At 74.6% G+C, this 17,586-nt stretch carries 16 protein-coding genes and 1 pseudogene; 8 read left to right on the top strand and 9 right to left on the bottom strand.

What is annotated here, in order from left to right:
- Positions 1 to 6: 6 nt before the first annotated feature.
- The 5 genes from C5N14_RS10315 (at position 7) to C5N14_RS10300 (ending at position 2,829) form a co-directional block, all read left to right on the top strand.
- Positions 7 to 597 carry a MauE/DoxX family redox-associated membrane protein gene (locus C5N14_RS10315; RefSeq protein ID WP_117667856.1) on the top strand — a complete coding sequence of 197 codons (591 nt, stop codon included), beginning with the start codon at positions 7 to 9 and terminating at the stop codon, positions 595 to 597.
- Complete coding sequence (locus tag C5N14_RS10310) at positions 594 to 1,142, top strand: hypothetical protein (RefSeq protein ID WP_117667855.1); 549 nt, start codon at positions 594 to 596, stop codon at positions 1,140 to 1,142. The genes C5N14_RS10315 and C5N14_RS10310 overlap by 4 nt, the downstream gene beginning before the upstream one ends.
- The gene (locus tag C5N14_RS10305) at positions 1,139 to 2,074 is read left to right on the top strand and encodes a peptidoglycan-binding protein (RefSeq protein WP_117667854.1); all 936 of its coding nucleotides are present in this window, start codon (positions 1,139 to 1,141) and stop codon (positions 2,072 to 2,074) included. The genes C5N14_RS10310 and C5N14_RS10305 overlap by 4 nt, the downstream gene beginning before the upstream one ends.
- Before the next feature lie 20 nt (positions 2,075 to 2,094).
- Entirely contained in the window at positions 2,095 to 2,244 is a 150-nt protein-coding gene (locus C5N14_RS32070) for a hypothetical protein (RefSeq protein ID WP_165878068.1), read from the top strand.
- Between the two features lie 87 nt (positions 2,245 to 2,331).
- Positions 2,332 to 2,829, top strand: coding sequence for a hypothetical protein (locus C5N14_RS10300; RefSeq protein ID WP_207892690.1), 498 nt, complete (start codon positions 2,332 to 2,334; stop codon positions 2,827 to 2,829).
- Between the two features lie 108 nt (positions 2,830 to 2,937).
- Here C5N14_RS10300 and C5N14_RS10295 read toward each other — a convergent pair whose 3' ends face one another.
- On the bottom strand, positions 2,938 to 4,005 hold the full coding sequence (locus C5N14_RS10295; RefSeq protein ID WP_117667853.1) for an N-acetylmuramoyl-L-alanine amidase: 1,068 nt from the start codon (positions 4,003 to 4,005) through the stop codon (positions 2,938 to 2,940).
- Between the two features lie 240 nt (positions 4,006 to 4,245).
- On the opposite strand from C5N14_RS10295, the pseudogene C5N14_RS10290 reads away from it, so the two are divergent.
- Together C5N14_RS10290 and C5N14_RS10285 are read left to right on the top strand one after the other, a co-directional pair.
- Positions 4,246 to 4,677: pseudogene (locus C5N14_RS10290) on the top strand (substrate-binding domain-containing protein); the annotation flags it as partial.
- 290 nt (positions 4,678 to 4,967) lie between these two features.
- Entirely contained in the window at positions 4,968 to 6,191 is a 1,224-nt protein-coding gene (locus C5N14_RS10285; protein ID WP_117667876.1) for a multidrug effflux MFS transporter, read from the top strand.
- Between the two features lie 186 nt (positions 6,192 to 6,377).
- On the opposite strand, the gene C5N14_RS32065 is transcribed toward C5N14_RS10285, so the two are convergent.
- Together C5N14_RS32065 and C5N14_RS10270 are read right to left on the bottom strand one after the other, a co-directional pair.
- Positions 6,378 to 7,250 (bottom strand): hypothetical protein, encoded by an 873-nt coding sequence (locus C5N14_RS32065; protein ID WP_165878071.1) that lies wholly within the window; start codon positions 7,248 to 7,250, stop codon positions 6,378 to 6,380.
- The gene (locus tag C5N14_RS10270; protein WP_128763548.1) at positions 7,247 to 8,368 is read right to left on the bottom strand and encodes a hypothetical protein; all 1,122 of its coding nucleotides are present in this window, start codon (positions 8,366 to 8,368) and stop codon (positions 7,247 to 7,249) included. The genes C5N14_RS32065 and C5N14_RS10270 overlap by 4 nt, the downstream gene beginning before the upstream one ends.
- A 427-nt stretch (positions 8,369 to 8,795) precedes the next feature.
- Between C5N14_RS10270 and C5N14_RS10265 the strand changes: the two genes are divergently transcribed.
- On the top strand, positions 8,796 to 9,227 hold the full coding sequence (locus C5N14_RS10265; RefSeq protein WP_165878070.1) for an ATP-binding protein: 432 nt from the start codon (positions 8,796 to 8,798) through the stop codon (positions 9,225 to 9,227).
- A gap of 64 nt (positions 9,228 to 9,291) precedes the next feature.
- Here C5N14_RS10265 and C5N14_RS10260 read toward each other — a convergent pair whose 3' ends face one another.
- From C5N14_RS10260 to C5N14_RS10235, 6 genes are read right to left on the bottom strand one after another with little or no spacing between them, the layout of a single operon-like run.
- Positions 9,292 to 9,615, bottom strand: coding sequence for a CU044_2847 family protein (locus C5N14_RS10260; protein WP_117667849.1), 324 nt, complete (start codon positions 9,613 to 9,615; stop codon positions 9,292 to 9,294).
- A 29-nt stretch (positions 9,616 to 9,644) separates the two neighbouring features.
- A complete protein-coding gene (locus C5N14_RS10255; RefSeq protein WP_117667848.1) occupies positions 9,645 to 10,991 on the bottom strand; it encodes an ABC transporter substrate-binding protein in 1,347 nt (448 codons plus the stop codon).
- Positions 10,988 to 12,112 (bottom strand): hypothetical protein, encoded by a 1,125-nt coding sequence (locus tag C5N14_RS10250; protein WP_117667847.1) that lies wholly within the window; start codon positions 12,110 to 12,112, stop codon positions 10,988 to 10,990. Before C5N14_RS10250 ends, C5N14_RS10255 begins: the two co-directional genes overlap by 4 nt.
- A complete protein-coding gene (locus tag C5N14_RS10245) occupies positions 12,109 to 13,542 on the bottom strand; it encodes a VWA domain-containing protein (RefSeq protein ID WP_117667846.1) in 1,434 nt (477 codons plus the stop codon). Before C5N14_RS10245 ends, C5N14_RS10250 begins: the two co-directional genes overlap by 4 nt.
- Before the next feature lie 19 nt (positions 13,543 to 13,561).
- Positions 13,562 to 15,769 (bottom strand): serine/threonine-protein kinase, encoded by a 2,208-nt coding sequence (locus C5N14_RS10240; protein WP_117667845.1) that lies wholly within the window; start codon positions 15,767 to 15,769, stop codon positions 13,562 to 13,564.
- Complete coding sequence (locus C5N14_RS10235; protein ID WP_165878069.1) at positions 15,769 to 17,424, bottom strand: serine protease; 1,656 nt, start codon at positions 17,422 to 17,424, stop codon at positions 15,769 to 15,771. The genes C5N14_RS10240 and C5N14_RS10235 overlap by 1 nt, the downstream gene beginning before the upstream one ends.
- Positions 17,425 to 17,586 lie beyond the last annotated feature (162 nt).

The raw sequence follows: 17,586 nt of genomic DNA, 5'->3' as shown, positions 1-17,586 counted from the left end.
GTCGGGATGTCCGGACTGCTGAGCAGCGTGGCCACGTACACCGTCCTGTTCACCCTGCTCGTCAGCACCGCCGAGCACCTGTCACGACCGGCGGCGCTCGCCGAGGCGTTGGCCGCGCACCGGGTGCTACCGGCTCCGGTCACGGTCGCCGTCCTCGCCATCGCGAGCGAAGGTCTGCTCGCCGGAGCCGGGCTCGCGGCGCTGCTCTATGACGGCGGCGAAGGCCTGCTCATCGCGGTCCTCGTCGGCAGCGGCGCGCTACTCGGCCTGTACGCCGGCTACGGCCGGCACCTGATGTCGACCGGGCGCACCGGGTCGTGCGGGTGTTCCCGGGTGGAACTGCCGATGACCGGTTGGGTGGTGGCACGAGCTTCGATCCTCGCCGGGCTGGCCCTGGTCGCACTGGCCCTGTCCGGCTCGATCATTCCGCTGAATCGAGCCGACGCCGCACTCGCCGTCGTGCTGCTGGCCTCCGCCACGTTCACCGCGCTGCTGTGGCATCTGCCCGCCGCGATGTACGAGCCGGCCACGGCGACAGCCGCGCGGCCCACGAACGGCCGGTCCGTCGGCATGACAGAGGGAGGCATACCCGGATGAGCTTCCAGACCAGCGCACTGATCCTGAGCTGGATCGCGATCCTCCTGTTGGCTCTCACGGTCTCGGGCCTGGTACGCCAGGTGCACGCGCTGTCGAGCGGGGCGGTCCAGCGTCGTCCTGAGTCGGTCGGCCTGCGGCCGGGAGCACCAGCGCCCGGATTCGCCCGGTTGGCGCCGGGGGCACCGACGGTTCCGCTGGTGCTGCTGTTCCTGGAGCCCGACTGCGGGACCTGCACCGAGGTGCTGGCCGAGGCGAACGGCCACGTCGGCCGCCCTGGCCTGGAGTTCCGGGTCCTCTACCGGGACAACCCCTCGGCGCAGGCAGCGGGCCTGCCGATCACCGTGCTCGGCGGGCAGGCGGAGCTGTTCGAGCGGTACGACGCCCTCGCCACCCCGTTCGCCACCGTTGTCGACCCGGCCGGGCGGGTGCTCCGCGCCGAGCCGCTCGGCTCCCGCGCGGCACTGCGCCGCCTGCTCGACGAGATCGACAGCCAACCCGGCGGCTCCGGACCGGCGGTCGCCACGAATCAGGGAGGTCGGGCATGACCGGTCTCGACACCGTGCCCTGGCTGCGCGGAGCCGACCCAGGTACCGGGGCCGCCGTCCGGCGGGTGCCGGTTCAGCCAGGTGGCCGCAGGCGCGCGGGCTGGGAGCTGTCGCGACGCACCCTGCTCCGGGCGGGCACCGCGGTGGGTATGGCCGCGCTCAGCGTGTTTCCGGCAGCCCGCCGCGCGTACGCCGACGGCTACGAGATCTATGCCGCATGCCCGACGTACGCCAGCGATCACAACTGCTCGCCGGGGTGTGGCCCGAGCACGATCTTCGCCGACTCCTGCAACACCAGCGGGACGTACACCGGATTCCACAAGAACGACGGCGTCACCTGGATCCTGCGGCCGAACCAGTGCTACGGCGGGACGTACGACGGTTGGCTGTGGGCCTACAACGGGGCGTGCGGCGCCTGCGCCTGCTCGGTCGAACGCCGATGCCACGACGGATACAAGAAGACAAGCTCGGGCTGGGTGAAGTCGATCTGCCGGTGGAACACCAAGTGCGGATGCCTGGGCACGGTCGGCTGGCCCACCACCCAGCGGACCAACACCGGGGTGAACGTCTTCACCGTGCAGCACCTGCTGACCGCCCGGGGCCACGCGACCGAGATCGACGGGATCTTCGGTGGCGACACCGAGGCGAAGGTGAAGAACTTCCAGGCGGCGGCCGGCATCGGGGCCACCGGTGTCGTCGACGCGACCACCTGGCCGGCGCTCGTGATCACGGTCCGCTCCGGGGTCAGCGGCGACGCCGTCAGCGCCGCGCAGCGCCAGCTCAACAGGCGCGGCTACGTGCTGGTGACCGACGGGGTCTTCGGCCCGGCGACCGACAGCGCCGCGCGCGACTTCCAGCGGCAGAACGGGCTGACGGTCGACGGTGTGATCGGGGTCAACTCCTGGCGGACGCTGACCGGCGCCGCCGTATGACCCGAACGCTGCCCGGGCCCGTGCGGGCGGCACGCCGCTGGGGCGCCGATCCGCTCGTACCCCTCCTGCTGCTCACCGTCGGTGCGCTCGCCGCCGCCGCGTACGGGCATGTGCTCACCTGGGCGATGATCGGAGGGCTCGCCGGCTACGCGCTCTCCGGCTCGGTTTGAACGCACAACAGCGCGCACGCGCTGGCCTCGCCCGGGTGGCGAGATCGAGATCGGCAGGGCGTCGTCCTCACGCTGTTCGTCACCGGGTTGATCGTCGGTGGCTCGCTCAGCGGGTTGGTGCTGGGGTTGCTCTCCGGGCTGTCCGCTCCGCTGCCCGGCCCCTGGCGGTACGCGGGCATCGTGGCGGTGGCGGTGCTGGGGCTGCTCCGTGAGCTGGGCCTGGTGCCGATCCGGCTGCCGCAGAACGCCCGGCAGGTGCCGCAGGACGTACTTCAGCGCAGCCTGCGGCGCGGGGCGCTGCAGTTCGGGTTCGAACTCGGCACCGGGGTCCGCACCTACGTCTCGGCGACCGCCCCGTACGTGCTGGCGGTTGCCCTGCTCCTCGGCGGTCAGCGCCTGCACGTCGCGATGCTCGCCGGAATCGGATTCGGTGTCGGGCGCGCGTTGACCCCGCTGGCCCGCCGTGCCGCTGGCACCGGCGACAGGTGGGACACCGACCTCCGGGTCCGGATTCGGATGATCACCGTCGTGGCGGCCGTCGTGCTGGTGGCCGTCCTCAGCCTGCTGGCCGTGCGGCAGATCTGAGTGCGGCGCGGTGCTCTGTGGCCAGAGCCGGCCACTGGGCACCTCCGTCGACGGACCGGCGGGCTCGTGCCCGCCGGTCCGGACGTCAAGAAGGCCGACCGGGCGGTCTCAGACCCGGGTGACCCGCACCGCATCGGCGATCACGTATCCGGTGGCGTTGGTCCAGCGGCTCACGCCCACCAGGTCACGGTCGCCCGCGGCGAGGTTGAAGGTGCCGATCGAACGCCATCCGCCGCCGCCGGTGCGCTGGTCCACATTCACCGTCTGGTTTCCCGAGGCGGTGACGACCACGTGCGGCGCCGCGCTGTTGTACCCGGGGTCAGCCGGATTCCACACGTCGATCCGATAGTTGCCGGCCTGCGGGATGTTCACCTTGAACCAGGCCGCGTCGCTCGCGAGCACCGGGTTGGCGAAGCGGTACTCGGTTCCGTAGCGCTGGGCCGAGTAGGCCGAGGTGGACCAGTTGGTGCTCGCGGTGAAGCGGCCCGCGGTGGCGTTGTCCACAATGGTGCTGTACGCGGGCGGAGTGGTGCCGAGCCCCAGGTAGGCGGCGATGCCCTGGGCGTGCCCACGCGCGACAGCGGTGATGAAGTCGGCGCGCTTGAGCAGGTTCGCGTCGGCGACCGTGTCGATGAACAGGCTCTCGGTCAGCACCGCCGGCATGGTGGTCTCGCGAAGCACATGGAAGTTGGCCGTCTTCTGACCACGGTCGGTGACCGTTCCGATCGAACGCATGCCGGACAGGACCCGTGGATGGAGGGCGTTGTGCAGGCTGACGGTCGCCGAGTCCGACGTGGGATACCGGTAGCTCTCGAAGCCGGTGCCGCCACCGGAGTTGATGTGGACGCTCACGAACAGGTTCGCGCCCCAGGCGTTGGCGTCGTCCGTACGGTAGGTGAGGCTGCGGGTGATGTCGGTCGTCCGGGACATCCGCACGTCGACACTCCAGTTGGCCTGCAGGATGTTGCGTAGCTGTAGCGAGATGTCGAGGGTGAGGCTCTTTTCCTGCAGACCGTTGCCGACCGCGCCGGGGTCGGTGCCGCCGTGTCCCGGGTCGATGTAGACGCGGGGGACGGCGGCGTGCGCCCGGCCGGCGAACATGGGCGCGACCAGTGCGCCCGCCGCGGTGGCGAGAAGGGTGCGGCGTCGCACGACGGAGTTACCAAAACTGGACATAGACGCCTCTCGACTACGGGGGATGGGGTGAGGTGGCGGGCTGGACCTCGCGTCGCGGCCGACGATGTGCTCGGCCCCGATCGGCGTCCCCGCTCACCCGTCGCCGCCGCCACGACGGGCCGGGTGTGCGTCCGCCTGGCGTGATCCAGAAGACGTTCCCGACGAGATCGTAACGAGCATCGATGCGCACGTGAAGAATGTTTACAGGAAAATATCTTGATCTTGGAAGTTTCCTACACGCTCGCCGAGGTGGTCACCGGGACGCTGGCCCAGCGCGGGTACACCCCGGCGCTCTGCGCCCGCACCATCGGCGGCGTGTCCGAGTCGGACTACGTCGAGATGCTGCTCGACCACCAGGTGTCCGGCATCATCTTCGCCGGCGGGTCGTACGCGCTCGCCGGCGCGTCGCACGACCACTGCCGGCGGCTGACCGACCGGGGGCTCCCGGTGGTGCTGGTGAACGCCGGCGTCGACGACTCGGCGTTCATGACCTGCACCGATCCGCCGCTGACCACGGTGCGGCAGCCGATCGAGACGATGGGCCAGGCCGCGGTGGACCTGCTGGTCACCCAGATCGACGGCGCCGGTGTGCTGCGCGACGAGTTGCTCTTCGAGCCGGAGTTGGTGGTCCGCGGCTCGACCAGCCCCGCGACCCGGCACCGACCCCGCTGAGCTGCGGTCCGCCCCCTACCCCCCGCCCACCCCGCCCGCCCCGGCCGCCCCCGGGGGTGCGCGGCTCGGTCTGGGGGCGTGCCGGCGTGCCTGCGGACGGCCGATCGTCACCGGCGGTGACGTCTGTCACCTCTGCTGCGAGGGGGAATCAGATCAGCGGATCCGGGTTTGCAGCCAGGTGTGACTGCTGAACCGTTCCCCGCCCGGCGCTGCGCCCACCGGTCGGAGCCGTCCCGGTGACCGCCACCGGTGTCGACGCCTCGGCGGCGCCGCGCACGCCGGGGGACCTGATGAGCCGCCGGCAGCGCCTGCGCCTCGTCCTCGTCCTCGGCTCGCTGATCGCGGTGGGCCCGCTGACCATCGACATGTACCTGCCCGCCCTGCCCTCGATCGTCACCGACTTCGGCACCACGTCGGCGGCGGTCCAGCTGACCCTCACCGGCACGCTGGCGGGCCTCGCCCTCGGCCAACTGGTGATCGGCCCGCTGTCCGACGCCGTCGGGCGGCGTACGCCCCTGATCGCCGGCATCGCGCTGCACGTCGTGGCCTCGCTGCTCTGCGTCGTCGCGCCGAACATCGCGGTCCTCGGCGCGCTGCGGGTGGTGCAGGGCCTCGGCGTCGCCGCCGCGTCCGTGGTCGCGATGGCCGTGGTCCGGGACCTGTTCGACGGCACGGAGTTCGCCCGGCTGCTGTCCCGGCTGCTGCTGGTCATGGGGGCGGCGCCGATCCTCGCGCCGACCCTCGGCAGCGGGCTGCTGCGCTGGACGGACTGGCGTGGCGTGTTCGTCGCCCTGGCCGCCTTCGGCGTGCTGCTCGTCGTCGTCGCCGCGATCGGCCTGCGCGAGACGCTGCCGGCCGAACGGCGCCGGCGCGGCGGGTTGCTTGGGACGGCCCGGGTGTACGCCTCGCTGCTGCGGGACCGTACGTTCGTGGGTCTGGTCCTGGTCGCCGGGCTGGCCATGGCGGCGCTGTTCGCGTACGTGGCCGGGTCGTCGTTCGTCCTACAGGAGCAGTACGGGCTGGACGAGCAGCAGTTCGGGCTGGCCTTCGGCGCGGGAGCGGTCGGCCTGATCGCGGCGACCCAGGGCAACGTACGACTGCTGCGCCGCTACTCGCCGCAGCGGATCCTCGTGGCCGCCCTGGCCGTCGGGACCGTGGCCGGGATGGCGCTGCTCGCCTTCGCCGCGACCGGGCTCGGCGGGCTGCCGAGCCTGCTGGCGTCGCTGTGGGTGGTGCTGGCGGCGGCGGGCCTGGCGATGCCGAACGCGCCGGCCCTGGCCCTGTCCCGGCACGGCGAGGCGGCCGGCACCGCCTCGGCGCTGCTCGGCGCGGTGCAGTTCGGCGTCGGCGCGCTGGCCGCGCCCCTGGTGGGCGTGCTGGGCACCGGCGCGGTGGCGATGGCCCTGGTCGTCGCCGGTGGCATGGTGGCGGCGACGACGGTCCTGTTGCTGGTGGTGCGGCCGGCCCGGCTCGCCGAGCTCGAAGCGGACGCGGTGGTCGTGGCGGCGCACTGAGCCGCCGGGGCGCTCAGCGCAGCGCGGCGTACGCCAGCGGCAGCGCGGGCCGGCCGTCCCACGTCCCGGTCAGCCGGTGCCCGGTCAGCCCGGTGTCGGCACCGGGGCAGCGGACGACGGCCAGCTCGACGTACTCCTTGACCTGGCCGCCGTCAGTGGGGACCGGCGCGCCCGGGAACGGCGTGCTCAGGCCGGCTCGCGCGGCGCGCAGGTCCGTGGTGGCGGCCGGTCGACATACCGTAGTTCGGCGCAGTACCGCAGGACGCGCGCCGGGGAGAGGGTCCACTCGTACCGGGCGGCCTGGAAGCCCATGAAGGTGGTGCGTCCGCAGCACCGGAAGTACCCGGTGCCGTTGCGCAACTCCCGGGTCTGTTCCACCCCGTCGACCTCCATCCGCACCTGGAGGTAGTAGTCGGCGATCCCGGGCGGGAACGCCCGGTCGGGACCGGACGGCGGGTCCAGGTCGACCGGCAGTTCCACGGCCTGCCCGGCGGTGAGGACGTGCCGCTGGGCGCCGACGTACGCGGGACCGTCGTCGGCCGGGAAACTGGTGGCGGCCGGGGAACTGGTGGCGGCTGGGGGGCCGGTGGCGGCCGGGGCGGCGTCGCGGCAGGCCAGCTCGACCCACGGCCCCTGCGTGTCGAGGGAGGGCTGCGCGACCGGCACCGCGACGACGCCGATGAACTGCACGTCCACGCTGCGCCGGGCGTGCAACGACAGGATGTGGACGGGATCCGGGCCGGCCGGGACGCCGCCCTCCCGCTGCGCCCACGCCGCGAACTGGCGGCAGTCCCGCACCTCCGGCGGCGGGCTCACCGCGGCCCGCTCCTGCCGTACCTGGAACGTCGGCTCGCGCTGGTAGCGGGTGCCGACGAGCGTGGCGGTCAGGTCGAGCGCCTCGGCCGGCCCGGTCGCGTCGACGTCCCCGCCGCCGCTCGACCGTCCCCGATGATCCTCGCCGTCACCCGCCCGCAGGGCGTGGACGACGACGAAGGCCAGCATCGCGGGCAGCACCCCGACGGCGACGAGCCGGACCAGCCGGTTCCGGCCGGCGCTCACTTGCGCCACACCGGCGGGCCGGCGCCGTCGGCGCTCCAGCCGCCGGTGAGCCGGGCGTGGTGCCGGTCCTGGTAGCGGGGGGCCAGGCTGCTGCTCCGGAAGGGCCGGCCGTCGTCGTCGACGGTGAGCACCCGCTGCTCGCCGCCGAGGTCGAGTTCCACCTCGATGACCCACTCGCAGTACGACCGGTCGGTCTGGGCCTGCACGTCCACGGAGAGCGGCTCGCCCGGCGCCAGGCTCAGCGAGTGCCGGTCCAGGTACGCCGCACCGAGCCGCCCGTCGGGTTCGAGGACCCGCGCGACGGCGTCGGTCGCGTCCAGGTCGAACCCGATCGGCAGCGGCTCCCCGCCACCCTCGCTCCCCTGGAACAGGAACGCGCCGGACAGCGGCGACGAGCGTTGCCGCACCCGGGCCCGGATCCGGGTGACGAAGACGGGACCGGTCCACTGGCCGACCACCGACAGCCGGACCCGGGTGAACGACCGGTACGGGTGCTGCTCGGCAACCCCCACCACCGTTCTGACCCCGCTGGCGGAGGCCAGGGCCGCCGGGGCGAGCAACTCCTCCGGCCGGGTGCGCAGGCGCTCCTGCTGCTCGGCGGTCAACGGCTGGGCGAACAGGTAGGCCACGGCGTCGTCGGACCGGTCGTAGTAGTAGGCGTTGACGGACAGGGGCGGCTTCCGCTGGGCCGTCGCCCGCTTGGCCTCCTCGACCGCGACGTCGTCGCGCACCGCCTGCTCGGACGAGGTGAGCCGGTTGGCAGCCTCGGCGACCACCGCGCCGACGACCGCGCTCACCAGCGCGCCTCCGGCCGCCCACAACACCCCGCGCCGCGAGAGGCGGGCCGGCGGGACGTCCGGCTGCCCGTCCGAGCGGGGCGGCTGCCCGTCCGCGGTGGCCGACCGTTCCTCCCGGCCTGATCGTTTCTCCCGGCCTGATCGTTTCTCCCGGGGGGCCGGCTGTCCGGCCCCGGCCTGGTCGGCCCGGGGTCCGGCCTGGTCGGCGTGCTGGCCGGCGCGGTGCGGCGACCCCGCGTCGGGTGGCGAGTTCCGGCCGTCGGCCCGGGGCGGCTGCGACCCGCGCCGGCGCTCCGGCTTCCTGGCTGAGGACGGCGGCACGTGGATCACCTCGGGGCAGCGGGTCGGTCGACGTTCCGCATTGTATTGAACGCGGCAACTGGTTCGGCCCGATCGCGGCCGGGGGCCGCCGAACCGCCGAACTACCTCTGCGGGTCTTCGTCGTGGTGCCGCCGCCCGGCGCCGGCCGACTGAGGTCGACGGTTCGGACGGGCGGCAGGCGCGGGCCTTGGCGGCGGGCGCGGGCGTTGTCGGCGCGCCCCGGCGGCCACCCCGGCCGGGCGGGACCGCCGACGTCGAAGCTCCGCAGGGCGGCGGGTCACCGCGAGGACGCCGCGACGGTGGCTGCGCCGCTGCCCTGCCGTACCCGGCGTGCCACACTGGGAGACGTCAGCCGCCGGTCGGCGGCGATCCGATGGGCACCGACGAGGACCCCGCGCGCCGCCAGCCATCGTCTCTGGAGCGCCTGTTGCCGCCGGATTCCGCGCTTTCCTCCTCCCACCACTGGCCGTACCTGGCGACCCTGCCCGTTCTGCCCAACGCCGGCACCGCGAGCGCCGAGGGTCGCCGCTTCGTCGCCGAGCACCTGCACCGGTGGCGGGTGCCGGACCAGGTCGCCGACACCGCCGTGCTGCTGACCAGCGAGATCATCACCAACGCCGTGCGATACGCAGCGCCCCCGCTCGGGCTGCGGGTGGGCCTGCGCGCCGGCCAGGTCCGGGTGGAGGTCACCGACTCGAACCCGGAGTTGCCGGTGCTCGCCCGCCCGGACTTCGAGGCGCTCGGCGGGCGGGGCATGTGGCTGATCGACACCCTCGCCGCCGCGTGGGGCTGCCACCCGGATCCCCGGGGCAAGATCGTCTGGTGCGAGGTGCACGTCCCGGCCCCCGACGGGAGCTAGGACCGGGCGCTCCGCCGGCGAGCGGACGAACCGTCCGAGGCACCCCGACGTGGAAGGGCGCCGGTCAGGCGGCGGGGGACCGGTGCCAGCGCACGGTCACCTGGAGCTGGCCCTGCACCCCCGTACGGGCGATCAGCGCGCCCGCCTCGGCGCTGAGCTGGACCCCGAAGCTGATCTCCACCTCGTCCGGCCGGTCGGCCATGGAGCGGAACTCGGTCAACGCGGCGGATGCGGCGTCGCGCGCCTGACCGATCGCCCGGTTGAAGCTCACCCCGGCCTTGCGCAGCACGTCCTCGGCGGCGGAGGCAGGAGCGATCCCCGGGGTGTCGTCCACCGCGACGAGCACGCTGCCGCCGCCATCCAGGGCGAACTCGACCACCTCGGTCATCGGCCACGTCCTTTCTCGATCGACTGCCGTCAGGCGCTGAGGCAGGACAGCCTCATCCACTGGTCCTTCGGCGTCCGGCCCCGAACGGTATCGAGTTCGGTCAACAGCCTGTCGAGCAGCGCGGGGTCGTCCAGGAATTGCAGCGCCGCCGACTGGAACGCCGCGGTCATCGTCGCCGGCATCATGTCCGAGGCGTCGCGGCAGCGGGTGCCGGTGGTCAGGGTCCGCGCGATCCGGCGCGGCAGGCCGTCCGGGTACGCGGTCGGGTCGGTGCCCGCGTTCAGGGTGAACGCCAGGTGGCCGCTCGCCTCCTGCCACACCGCGCGGGCCGGGTCGCCGGCCAGGTAGCGGATCAGCTCCCGGGCCTCGGGCGTGTCCCGGAACATGCCCATCACGTCCTCGGCGATCTCCCGAACCGGGTCGGCCGCCGCCGGGCCGGCCGACGGGAACGGGAAGAAGTCGAACCCGCGGGGTGGGTCCTGCGACTGGTAGGACCGGACGATGAACGACGCCTGGTGGTCCAGGTGGCACCTCGGCGGCGCGGTGAACATGCCCAGCCCGGCCGCGTCGAAGGTGGTCAGCAGGGCGTTGTCGGTGCGCCGGCCGGCCGCCACCAGCTCGCCCCACGCCTTCCAGGCGGCCCGTACCCGCGCGGACGTCCACGCCTCCTGACCCGCCGCCCAGCTCTCGTAGAAGGCGGGCCCGGACTGGTGCAGCAGGATGTCCTCGATCCAGTCGGTGCCGGGCCACCCGGACACCGGCTGCGCGCCCATCCCGAGGCACCACGGCACGCCCCCGCGGGCCTGGATGTCCCGGGTGAGCCCGACCAGCTCCGCCCAGGTGGCCGGGGGGTTCTGCGCGGTGGGGCCGCCGGGCACCCCCGGGACGTACCAGACCAGGCTCTTGGCGTGGGCGCCGACGGACAGGCCGTAGACCCGGGGGCGCTCGTCGCGCGGGCCCTGCAGGGGGAGCAACTGCGGCGCGAGGTCCGCCCGCTCCTGCGGGTCGAGGACGTCGTCGAGCGCGCGCAGGTCGCCGCTCTGGACGTACGTCTGAAGGTCGTTGAGCCGGGGCAGCACGGCCACGTCCGGCGGCCGGCCCCGGTCGACCCCGGACCGGAGCACCTGGCTGACGTCCCGGGTGCCCTGGTAGATGACCTTGATGCCGGTCTTCTTGGTGAAGGCCTTCAGCACCGCCAGGAAGGGCCCGGCCTCGCTGCCGCTTCTCCGCTCGGCGTCGCCACTGTCCACGTCGGACTCGTCGTCGTCGCCCGTGGTCCAGGACGCGACGACGTTCAGGGTGCGGGCCTGCGTGCAGGCGACGAGGCCGCCGGCGGCCAGCAGGACCGGGACCAGGGCGAGGGCTACGCGTCTCATCGCTGTCGAAACCTGTATTCCTCTAGGCGGGGCAGGAGTCCGAGGGCAACCATCGCCAGGGCGAACAGGGCCGCGGCGAGCAGGACGACCTCGCCGGCCCGGCTGTCGGCGGCGCGCTCGGCGGATCGGGCGGCGTCCTCGCCGTGCCGGGCACCGGCCTCGGTGACCTGCGGTGCGGGCGTCGTCGCCGCGCTGCCCGCGGACGGTGCGGGCGCCGGGCTCGCGTCCTGCCTGACCCGCGCGATCGTCTCCGGGCAGCCCGGCGATCCGCAGGCGGCCGTCAGCAGGGCGGACAGGCGGTCGCTGTCGCGGGCGGACAGCGTCGCGAGCTGCGCCTCGCGGTCGTGGGCGGCCTGGCCCGTCTCGGCCCGGGCGTCGGCGAGCTGGTGGCCCGACCACAGGCTCATCGCCGCCGTCGCGCCCATCACCACCACCGCGAGCGTCGCCAGCAGCAGCGGCACGTTCAGCCGGCGCCGGAACCGGCGGCGCAGGAACCGCTGCGCGGCGACCAGCAGCGCGAGCAGGGCCAGCACCGGCACGAGCCAGAGGAGCGTCATCGCCCCGCTGGTCCACAGGCCGTCGGCCTGGCCGTCCAGCGCGTCGATCTGCTTGGCCCCGAGCCGGTCGAGGCGGCGCAGGATCTCCTCCAGCAGGATCGACGCGTCCCACAGCGTGGCGGTGCCCCGCGCGTTGCCGCCGTCCTGCGCGAAGTACGCGTGGGCCCGCTCGACCAGGCCGGTGTACGTCACCACCGACGCCTCGACCACCTGGATGTCCCGGCTGCCGTCCTCCCCGGCGGCGTTGTCCTCGGCGGCCTGGGCGAGCTGCTGGCCGGCGCGGGCGATCTGGTTCCGGTAGTCCTCGCCGGGGTCGGCGAGCAGTCGGGTGCCGCCGGAGAAGCCGGCCAGGGCCGCGCCGTGCGCCTGCCGGAGGGCGAGTTGGGCGTCGTACACGGCCAGCACCGCCGGCACGGACCGGTCGTGGGCGGCAGCGGTGCTCCGGTGCACCCCGACGAAGACCGCGAGGCAGCCGCCCAGCGTGGCCACGATGCCCACGAGCAGCGCGGCGAGGAACCCCAGCAGCGTCCGCCGGGTGGTGCTGGTCGGCCGGTCCGGGCTCACGCCGGCACCGGCCCGGCCTCGTCGCCGGTCGGCAACCGCTCGCCGCAGCGCTCGCAGAACCGGGCCCCGGGCGGCGACCGGTGGCCGCAGGGACAGAGCCGGGGCGGGTCGTCGGGGGCGGGCGCGGGCGGCGGCACCGACCCGGCCTCGCCGTCGTGCACCGTGAACGACGACCGGAGCGCCGCGTTGATCACGTCGAGCCGGGCGAGGTCCTCGCGCAGGCGTACCGTGCCGGTGTCGACGCCGTCGACGAGCAGCCGCAACTGCTCCAGGTGCAGGGCGTCCCCGGCGGCGGTGGCCACCTCGACCGCGCGGCCGAGCAGGCCGACGGCGGCCTCCCGGTCGCCCGTGTCGTACGCGTCGCACCCGTCGGCGATGAGCTGGCTGAGCTGCTCCTGCCCGGTGTAGTGGGCGACCCGGGGATCGATCCGGCTGGACAGCAGCAGGTCGTCGGTCCAGTGCGCCAGGACGTTCTCCGGCCGGGCGGCCGGAGTGTCGCCCACCCGCAGGTCGATCCGGGCGACCCGGACGTCCTCGCCCCTCGGCCGGTTCGTCCCGTCCACCTCCAGGCAGAGGTGGTACTCCCGGCTCTCCTCGGCCCAGGACCCGGTCGGGCACTCGACGGTCCGGGCGTCGACCGGGGCCACCGGCAGGTCCGTCACCGTGGGGTACACCTGCCGGCAGTACAGCACCCGGGCCGGCGGCACCAGGGCGATCCGCAGCCGGGCTTGGGCCACCTGCTTGGCCATCGCCGCCCGCATGGTCTCCCGGAAGTCGGACTCCAGTTCGGCGGGCTGGCGTACCGCGTCGGCGGTGCCGTGCAGCGCCCCGGCGACGCGCATCAGCTCGCGGGGCTCCCAGCCGTCGCCGATGCCCCGGGCGTCGCAGACGAACTGCCCCGCGCAGCCGGCCAGCACCTCCGCCAGCCGCTGCGGCGTCTCGTGCTGGTTGCGACCGTCGGTGAGCAGCAGCGTGTGCCGGATCGCCTCGGGGTGCGCGGCCAGCAGCTCCCGGGCCAGCTCCAGCCAGGTGCCGATCGCCGTGCCGCCGATCGCGACCAGCTTGCTCACCGCCTGCCGCGCCTCGCGGCGGGTCGCGGGAGAGGAACTGGCCAGGCCACGGTGCCGGGGGTAGACCACCCGGGCCTCGTGGGTCCCCTCGACCACGGCGAACCGGACCCCGTCCGGCAGCACGGCGACGGCGGCGGCGGTGGCCCGCCGGGCAGCGGCGATCTTGGTTGGGGGATACGTCATCGACTCGGAGCAGTCGATGACGATCACCTCGGCGTGTCCCGGCCCGTCCGGGTCCGCCCCGGCGCGGGCCTGTCCGGCCCGGGCGGTGACGGTGAGGATCGCGTGCAGCTCGCGGTCCCTGGTGGAGAGGAACTTGTCGTGGCCGATCGTCAGGTCGAAGTCGAGCCTGCTGCGCACTGTTTCGCTCCTCCGCGGGTCAGAGTCCGGTCAGCGGCCGGACCGCGTTCGCCCGGTCGACGAGGACGCCGTGGTCGTTGGGCGTGCGTGCCTGCCGGGCCAGGGCGCGCAGGGAACTTTCGAGCAGCGTCCGTACCGAGCGCTCCGACACCTCGCCGCCGAGCGTCCCGCCGCCGGCCAGCCCGTCGGCGCCGTCGGCCAGCAGCAGGTCCAGGGCCGCCTGCCGGATCGCCGCGGTCATCCGGTCCCGGGACTCCCCGTGCCGGGCGCCCGCGTCCAGCCGCAGCTCGTCGAGGCGGCGGACCGCCTCGTTGACCTCGGCCGCCTCGGGCGGGTCGGTGCCGAGCCACGTCCCGAGCACCCGGACGGCGGCGATCCGGGCGGCGTCGTAGTGCCGCGAGACGCGGGGGACCTCGTCGAGACAGCGCACCGCCGCTGCCCGGTCGTCCTCGGCCAGCCGGAGCCGGGCCAGCCCGAACGCGGCGCTGGCCGCCGACTGGTCCCGGCGCCACACCGCGCGGTAGTACCGACCCGCCGGCTCCGCCTCACCCTGCTGCTCGTGGCAGTAGCCGAGCGCCAGCTTCGGCGTCACCTCGCCCGGCAGTTCGCGGTACGCCTCGTCGAACCACCTGGTGGCCCCGGCCACGTCGGACCGGGTCAGCGCCAGCAGCCCCTCGTGCCAGGTCAACCGCCAGTCGGCCACCGCGTCCTCGCCGAGCAGGGCGCGGGCGGCGGCCAGCGCCTGCCCGGCCGGGCCCGGCTCGGCCAGCTCCAGGTGGGCCCGGCAACGGGCCAGGTGCAGCTCGACCGACTCCGCCTCGACGGCCGCGAGCCGGGCCAGCAGGCCGCGCGGGTCCAGGGTGCCGATCAGGGCCAGAGCCGGCGTGGCCGGGTCGCCGGCCGCCGGCCGGGGCACCGGCAGGCCGACGGCCACGGCGGCCGGGCCCGGGCGGCCGTGGTGCGGCAGCTCACCGGTGGCCGGTTCGATCCAGGCGGCCAGCGGCGGCACCGCGCCGAGCCCCGCGTCGAGCAGCGCGGCGGTCGGCGCGAACACGGCCGACGGCTCCTGCGCCCGGTCCGCCGGCAGGTCCCGCAGCAGCTCGCGCAGCACCCCCCTGAGCTGTTCGGACATCTCCGTGGCGGACGCGAAGCGCCGCCGCCATCCCGCCTTGGCCCGGCCGACCAGTCGGCGGAAGGACTCCTCCCCGACCGGGTCGGGGGCGAGCGGTCGGGCGAGGGGCTTGCTCAGCTCCTCCAGCAGGACCCCGACCGCGTACAGGTCCGACCGCACGGTGAACCCGTGCGTCGCCATCTCCTCGTCGCTGACCCGGTACGGGTGGGGGGTGCGGATCCGTGGGCTGGTGTCGTCGTCGGCCCGGCGCGCCCCGCCGAGGTCGATCAGCTTGATCCGGTCCCCGGTCCGGATGGCGTTGCCCGGGTGCAGGTCGGTGTAGAGCAGGCCCTTGCCGTGCAGGTACTCCAGCGCGGTGAGGATCTCGTGGCCGTACGCGAGGATGTCCACCAGCGACAGCGTGACGCCCGGCTGGCCCAGGCGGACGGCCAGGAGCAGCTCGTGCAGCGACATCCCGGCGAGGTACTCCATCACGATGTAGCTGGTCTGCCCGCCGAAGAGCCGGTCCTCGGCGGTGACGAAGTTGAAGATCCGGACGATGTTCGGGTGATCCAGCGTGGTCAGGAACCGCCGTTCGGAGACCTCGATCGCCAGCGCCCCCGCGCTGGTCTTGTTGAGCAGCCGCTTCAGGGCGACCGGGTTGCGGTCCAGGTGGGTGTCCTCGGCGAGGTAGACCTGCCCGAGGCCGCCCTGGGCCAGGTACCCGACCACCTCGTACTGGTCGGCCACCAGGTCGCCGGGGTGCAGGGCGGACACGAACGCGAAGGGCGTCCCGCAGGCGGGGCAGTAGCCGTGGTCGAGCCGGTCGGCCCCACCCCGACCGACCCGGCCGCCGCACCGGGTGCAGGACCGGCTCTCCTCGGGCACGCTGAGCGGGGGCGAGACCCGGCCGTGTCGGGGGAAGGACAGCACCGGCAGCGACACGAGGCCGGCCACGGTCCAGGAGCTGTCCCCGACCGGCTCCCCGGCCGCCGGACCGTCCGGGAACGCGGGCGGCGTCGCCGGGCGCCCGGGCTCGGGCGCGAGGCCGCAGACCGTGCAGAAGCCGTCGGTGTCGACGGCGCCGGGGCATCCGGGGGTACGCGGACAGCGCATCAGGACGGCTCTCCCTCCCGCCGGTCATCGAGGGCGCGCCGGACCTGGTCGGCGTACCCGTGCACGGCGGCGGTGGCCTCGGTCAGCTCGCCGGGGCCGGCCCAGAGCAGGTCATGGGCCCGCCGGTAGGCCGCTCCCAGCCCGGGGTGCTCGGTGAGCCCGCCGGCCACCGCGCGGGCCCGTTGCGCGTCCAGCAGCCCCCGCAGCCGCTGGTGCGCGGACGCCAGTTCGGTCAGCCGCCGCCGCAGTTCCGCCATCTTGTGCAGGGCCCGGTCGGTGGCCCGCTCCACGGCGGCCAGGTGTTTGGCCAGCGCACCCGGGTCGGGCTGGCCGGCGGCGGCGCGTAGGGCGGTGAGCCGGACCCGCAGCCGGGTGGCCCGGGCGGGCACCGTCGGCAGCCCGGTCAGCAGCGCCGCCAGCTCGCTGTGCTGCGCACGGGCCAGTTCCTCGGCGGCGCGCAGCCCGTTGATCCGCCGGGCGAGCAGCCCGAGCCGGACGTCGATCGCGGGGGCCCGGAAGCCCAGCAGCACCCGCAGGTCGCGTTCGGCCGCCCGGTCGACGATCGGCCCGACCACCTCGGCGAGGAGCTCCTTGGGGTCGGTGGACTCGTCCACGCCGTCGATCAGCACCGATCGCGGCACCGCGGCGCCGACCAGGTCGCCCACCGGGCCCGTCGCCTGCTCGCCCGCGCCGACGAACTCCAGGATCCGCTCGGCCAGCTCCCGGGGCGGCTTGCCGGTGGCGTCCAGCGAGAGGTCGATGCTGCCCAGCGGCGGGACGGTGGGGTCGCCGTCCGCCTCGGCCGGGCCGGCCGAGGCCGGCCGCAGCTCCCGGTTGGACAGCACCACCGCCCGGCGCAGCGCGGCCGACACCGTGGACCCGGGTCGGCCGGTGACGATCACCAGGACGTTCTCGGGCGAGCGGCGGGCGTAGAGCCGGGCGATCCGCAGCGCGGCCGGGCCGTCCCGGTGGCCCGCGCCGAGCGAGGTGAGCTCCCCGTCCACCGAGGACCCGCCGACGACCCACCGCGCGACCGCGGGCACATGGCGCAGGATCGTCTCGACCGGGACCAGGTACGAGCGGCCGGCGGCCGGGTCGCTGTAGTAGGAGACCACCATGCCCACCACGTGGCCGGTCCGCTCGTCGACGGCCGCCGCCCCGCTGAAGCCGCTCCGCACCCACAGCCCGGGGTTCGCCGGGGTCATCTGCACCTGCTCCCCGCCCGGCCCGACCTGCCCGTCGAGGACGGCGTGGACGGTCTCGCCGTCGCTGAACTCCCTCGGGAAGCCGAAGGCGTAGACGTGTTGCTGCCAGAGGGGGAGTCGGCGCAACTCCGCGCCCTGCTGGTCGGGGACCGGATCCGCCAGTTCGAGCAGGGCGACGTCGCCGTGGCCGTCCTTGTCGAGCGGGGCCCACCCGCCGGGCGTCACGCGCGCCGACCGGGCGGCCAGGTGCGGCAGCCGGACCAGGTCGACCCTGACCCGGGTGGCGGGCGGGTCGCCCGTCGCCGCCCCCCGCCGGCCGGCCGAGCTGTCAATCACGTGGGCGCAGGTGAGGACGTGCCGGTCGCCCAGGAGCGTCCCACTGCCCAGGATCAGGCCGCTGTCGCCACGGATGCGGACCGGCCATGGCTGACGGCCATGACTCTCCTTCACCCAGAACATCCTATTCGCTCAGTCCCTACCCGGTGGGGCGCGGCATCGACCGGTGTAAGAAATGCGACTCGGGCGCGGAGCGTGGCTCCCGGCCAGGTGGCCGACTGTGGGTGGTGCAGTGCCACGGCCGCCGGGGCCGTCGGGTACCGGGGTCAGCGACCA

The sequence above is a fragment of the Micromonospora sp. MW-13 genome (assembly GCF_003434305.1).
Taxonomy (GTDB): Bacteria; Actinomycetota; Actinomycetes; order Mycobacteriales; family Micromonosporaceae; genus Micromonospora.
This window is presented reverse-complemented; position numbering and strand designations above follow the sequence as displayed.

Excerpts from the sequence above, each read along its gene's own strand:
- C5N14_RS10315 (WP_117667856.1), top strand. The coding sequence starts at position 7 with ATGTCCGGACTGCTGAGCAGCGTGGCCACGTACACCGTCCTGTTCACC.
- C5N14_RS10310 (WP_117667855.1), top strand. The coding sequence starts at position 594 with ATGAGCTTCCAGACCAGCGCACTGATCCTGAGCTGGATCGCGATCCTC.
- C5N14_RS10305 (WP_117667854.1), top strand. The coding sequence starts at position 1,139 with ATGACCGGTCTCGACACCGTGCCCTGGCTGCGCGGAGCCGACCCAGGT.
- C5N14_RS10295 (WP_117667853.1), bottom strand. The coding sequence starts at position 4,005 with ATGTCCAGTTTTGGTAACTCCGTCGTGCGACGCCGCACCCTTCTCGCC.
- C5N14_RS10285 (WP_117667876.1), top strand. The coding sequence starts at position 4,968 with ATGAGCCGCCGGCAGCGCCTGCGCCTCGTCCTCGTCCTCGGCTCGCTG.
- C5N14_RS10260 (WP_117667849.1), bottom strand. The coding sequence starts at position 9,615 with ATGACCGAGGTGGTCGAGTTCGCCCTGGATGGCGGCGGCAGCGTGCTC.
- C5N14_RS10255 (WP_117667848.1), bottom strand. The coding sequence starts at position 10,991 with ATGAGACGCGTAGCCCTCGCCCTGGTCCCGGTCCTGCTGGCCGCCGGC.
- C5N14_RS10240 (WP_117667845.1), bottom strand. The coding sequence starts at position 15,769 with ATGCGCTGTCCGCGTACCCCCGGATGCCCCGGCGCCGTCGACACCGAC.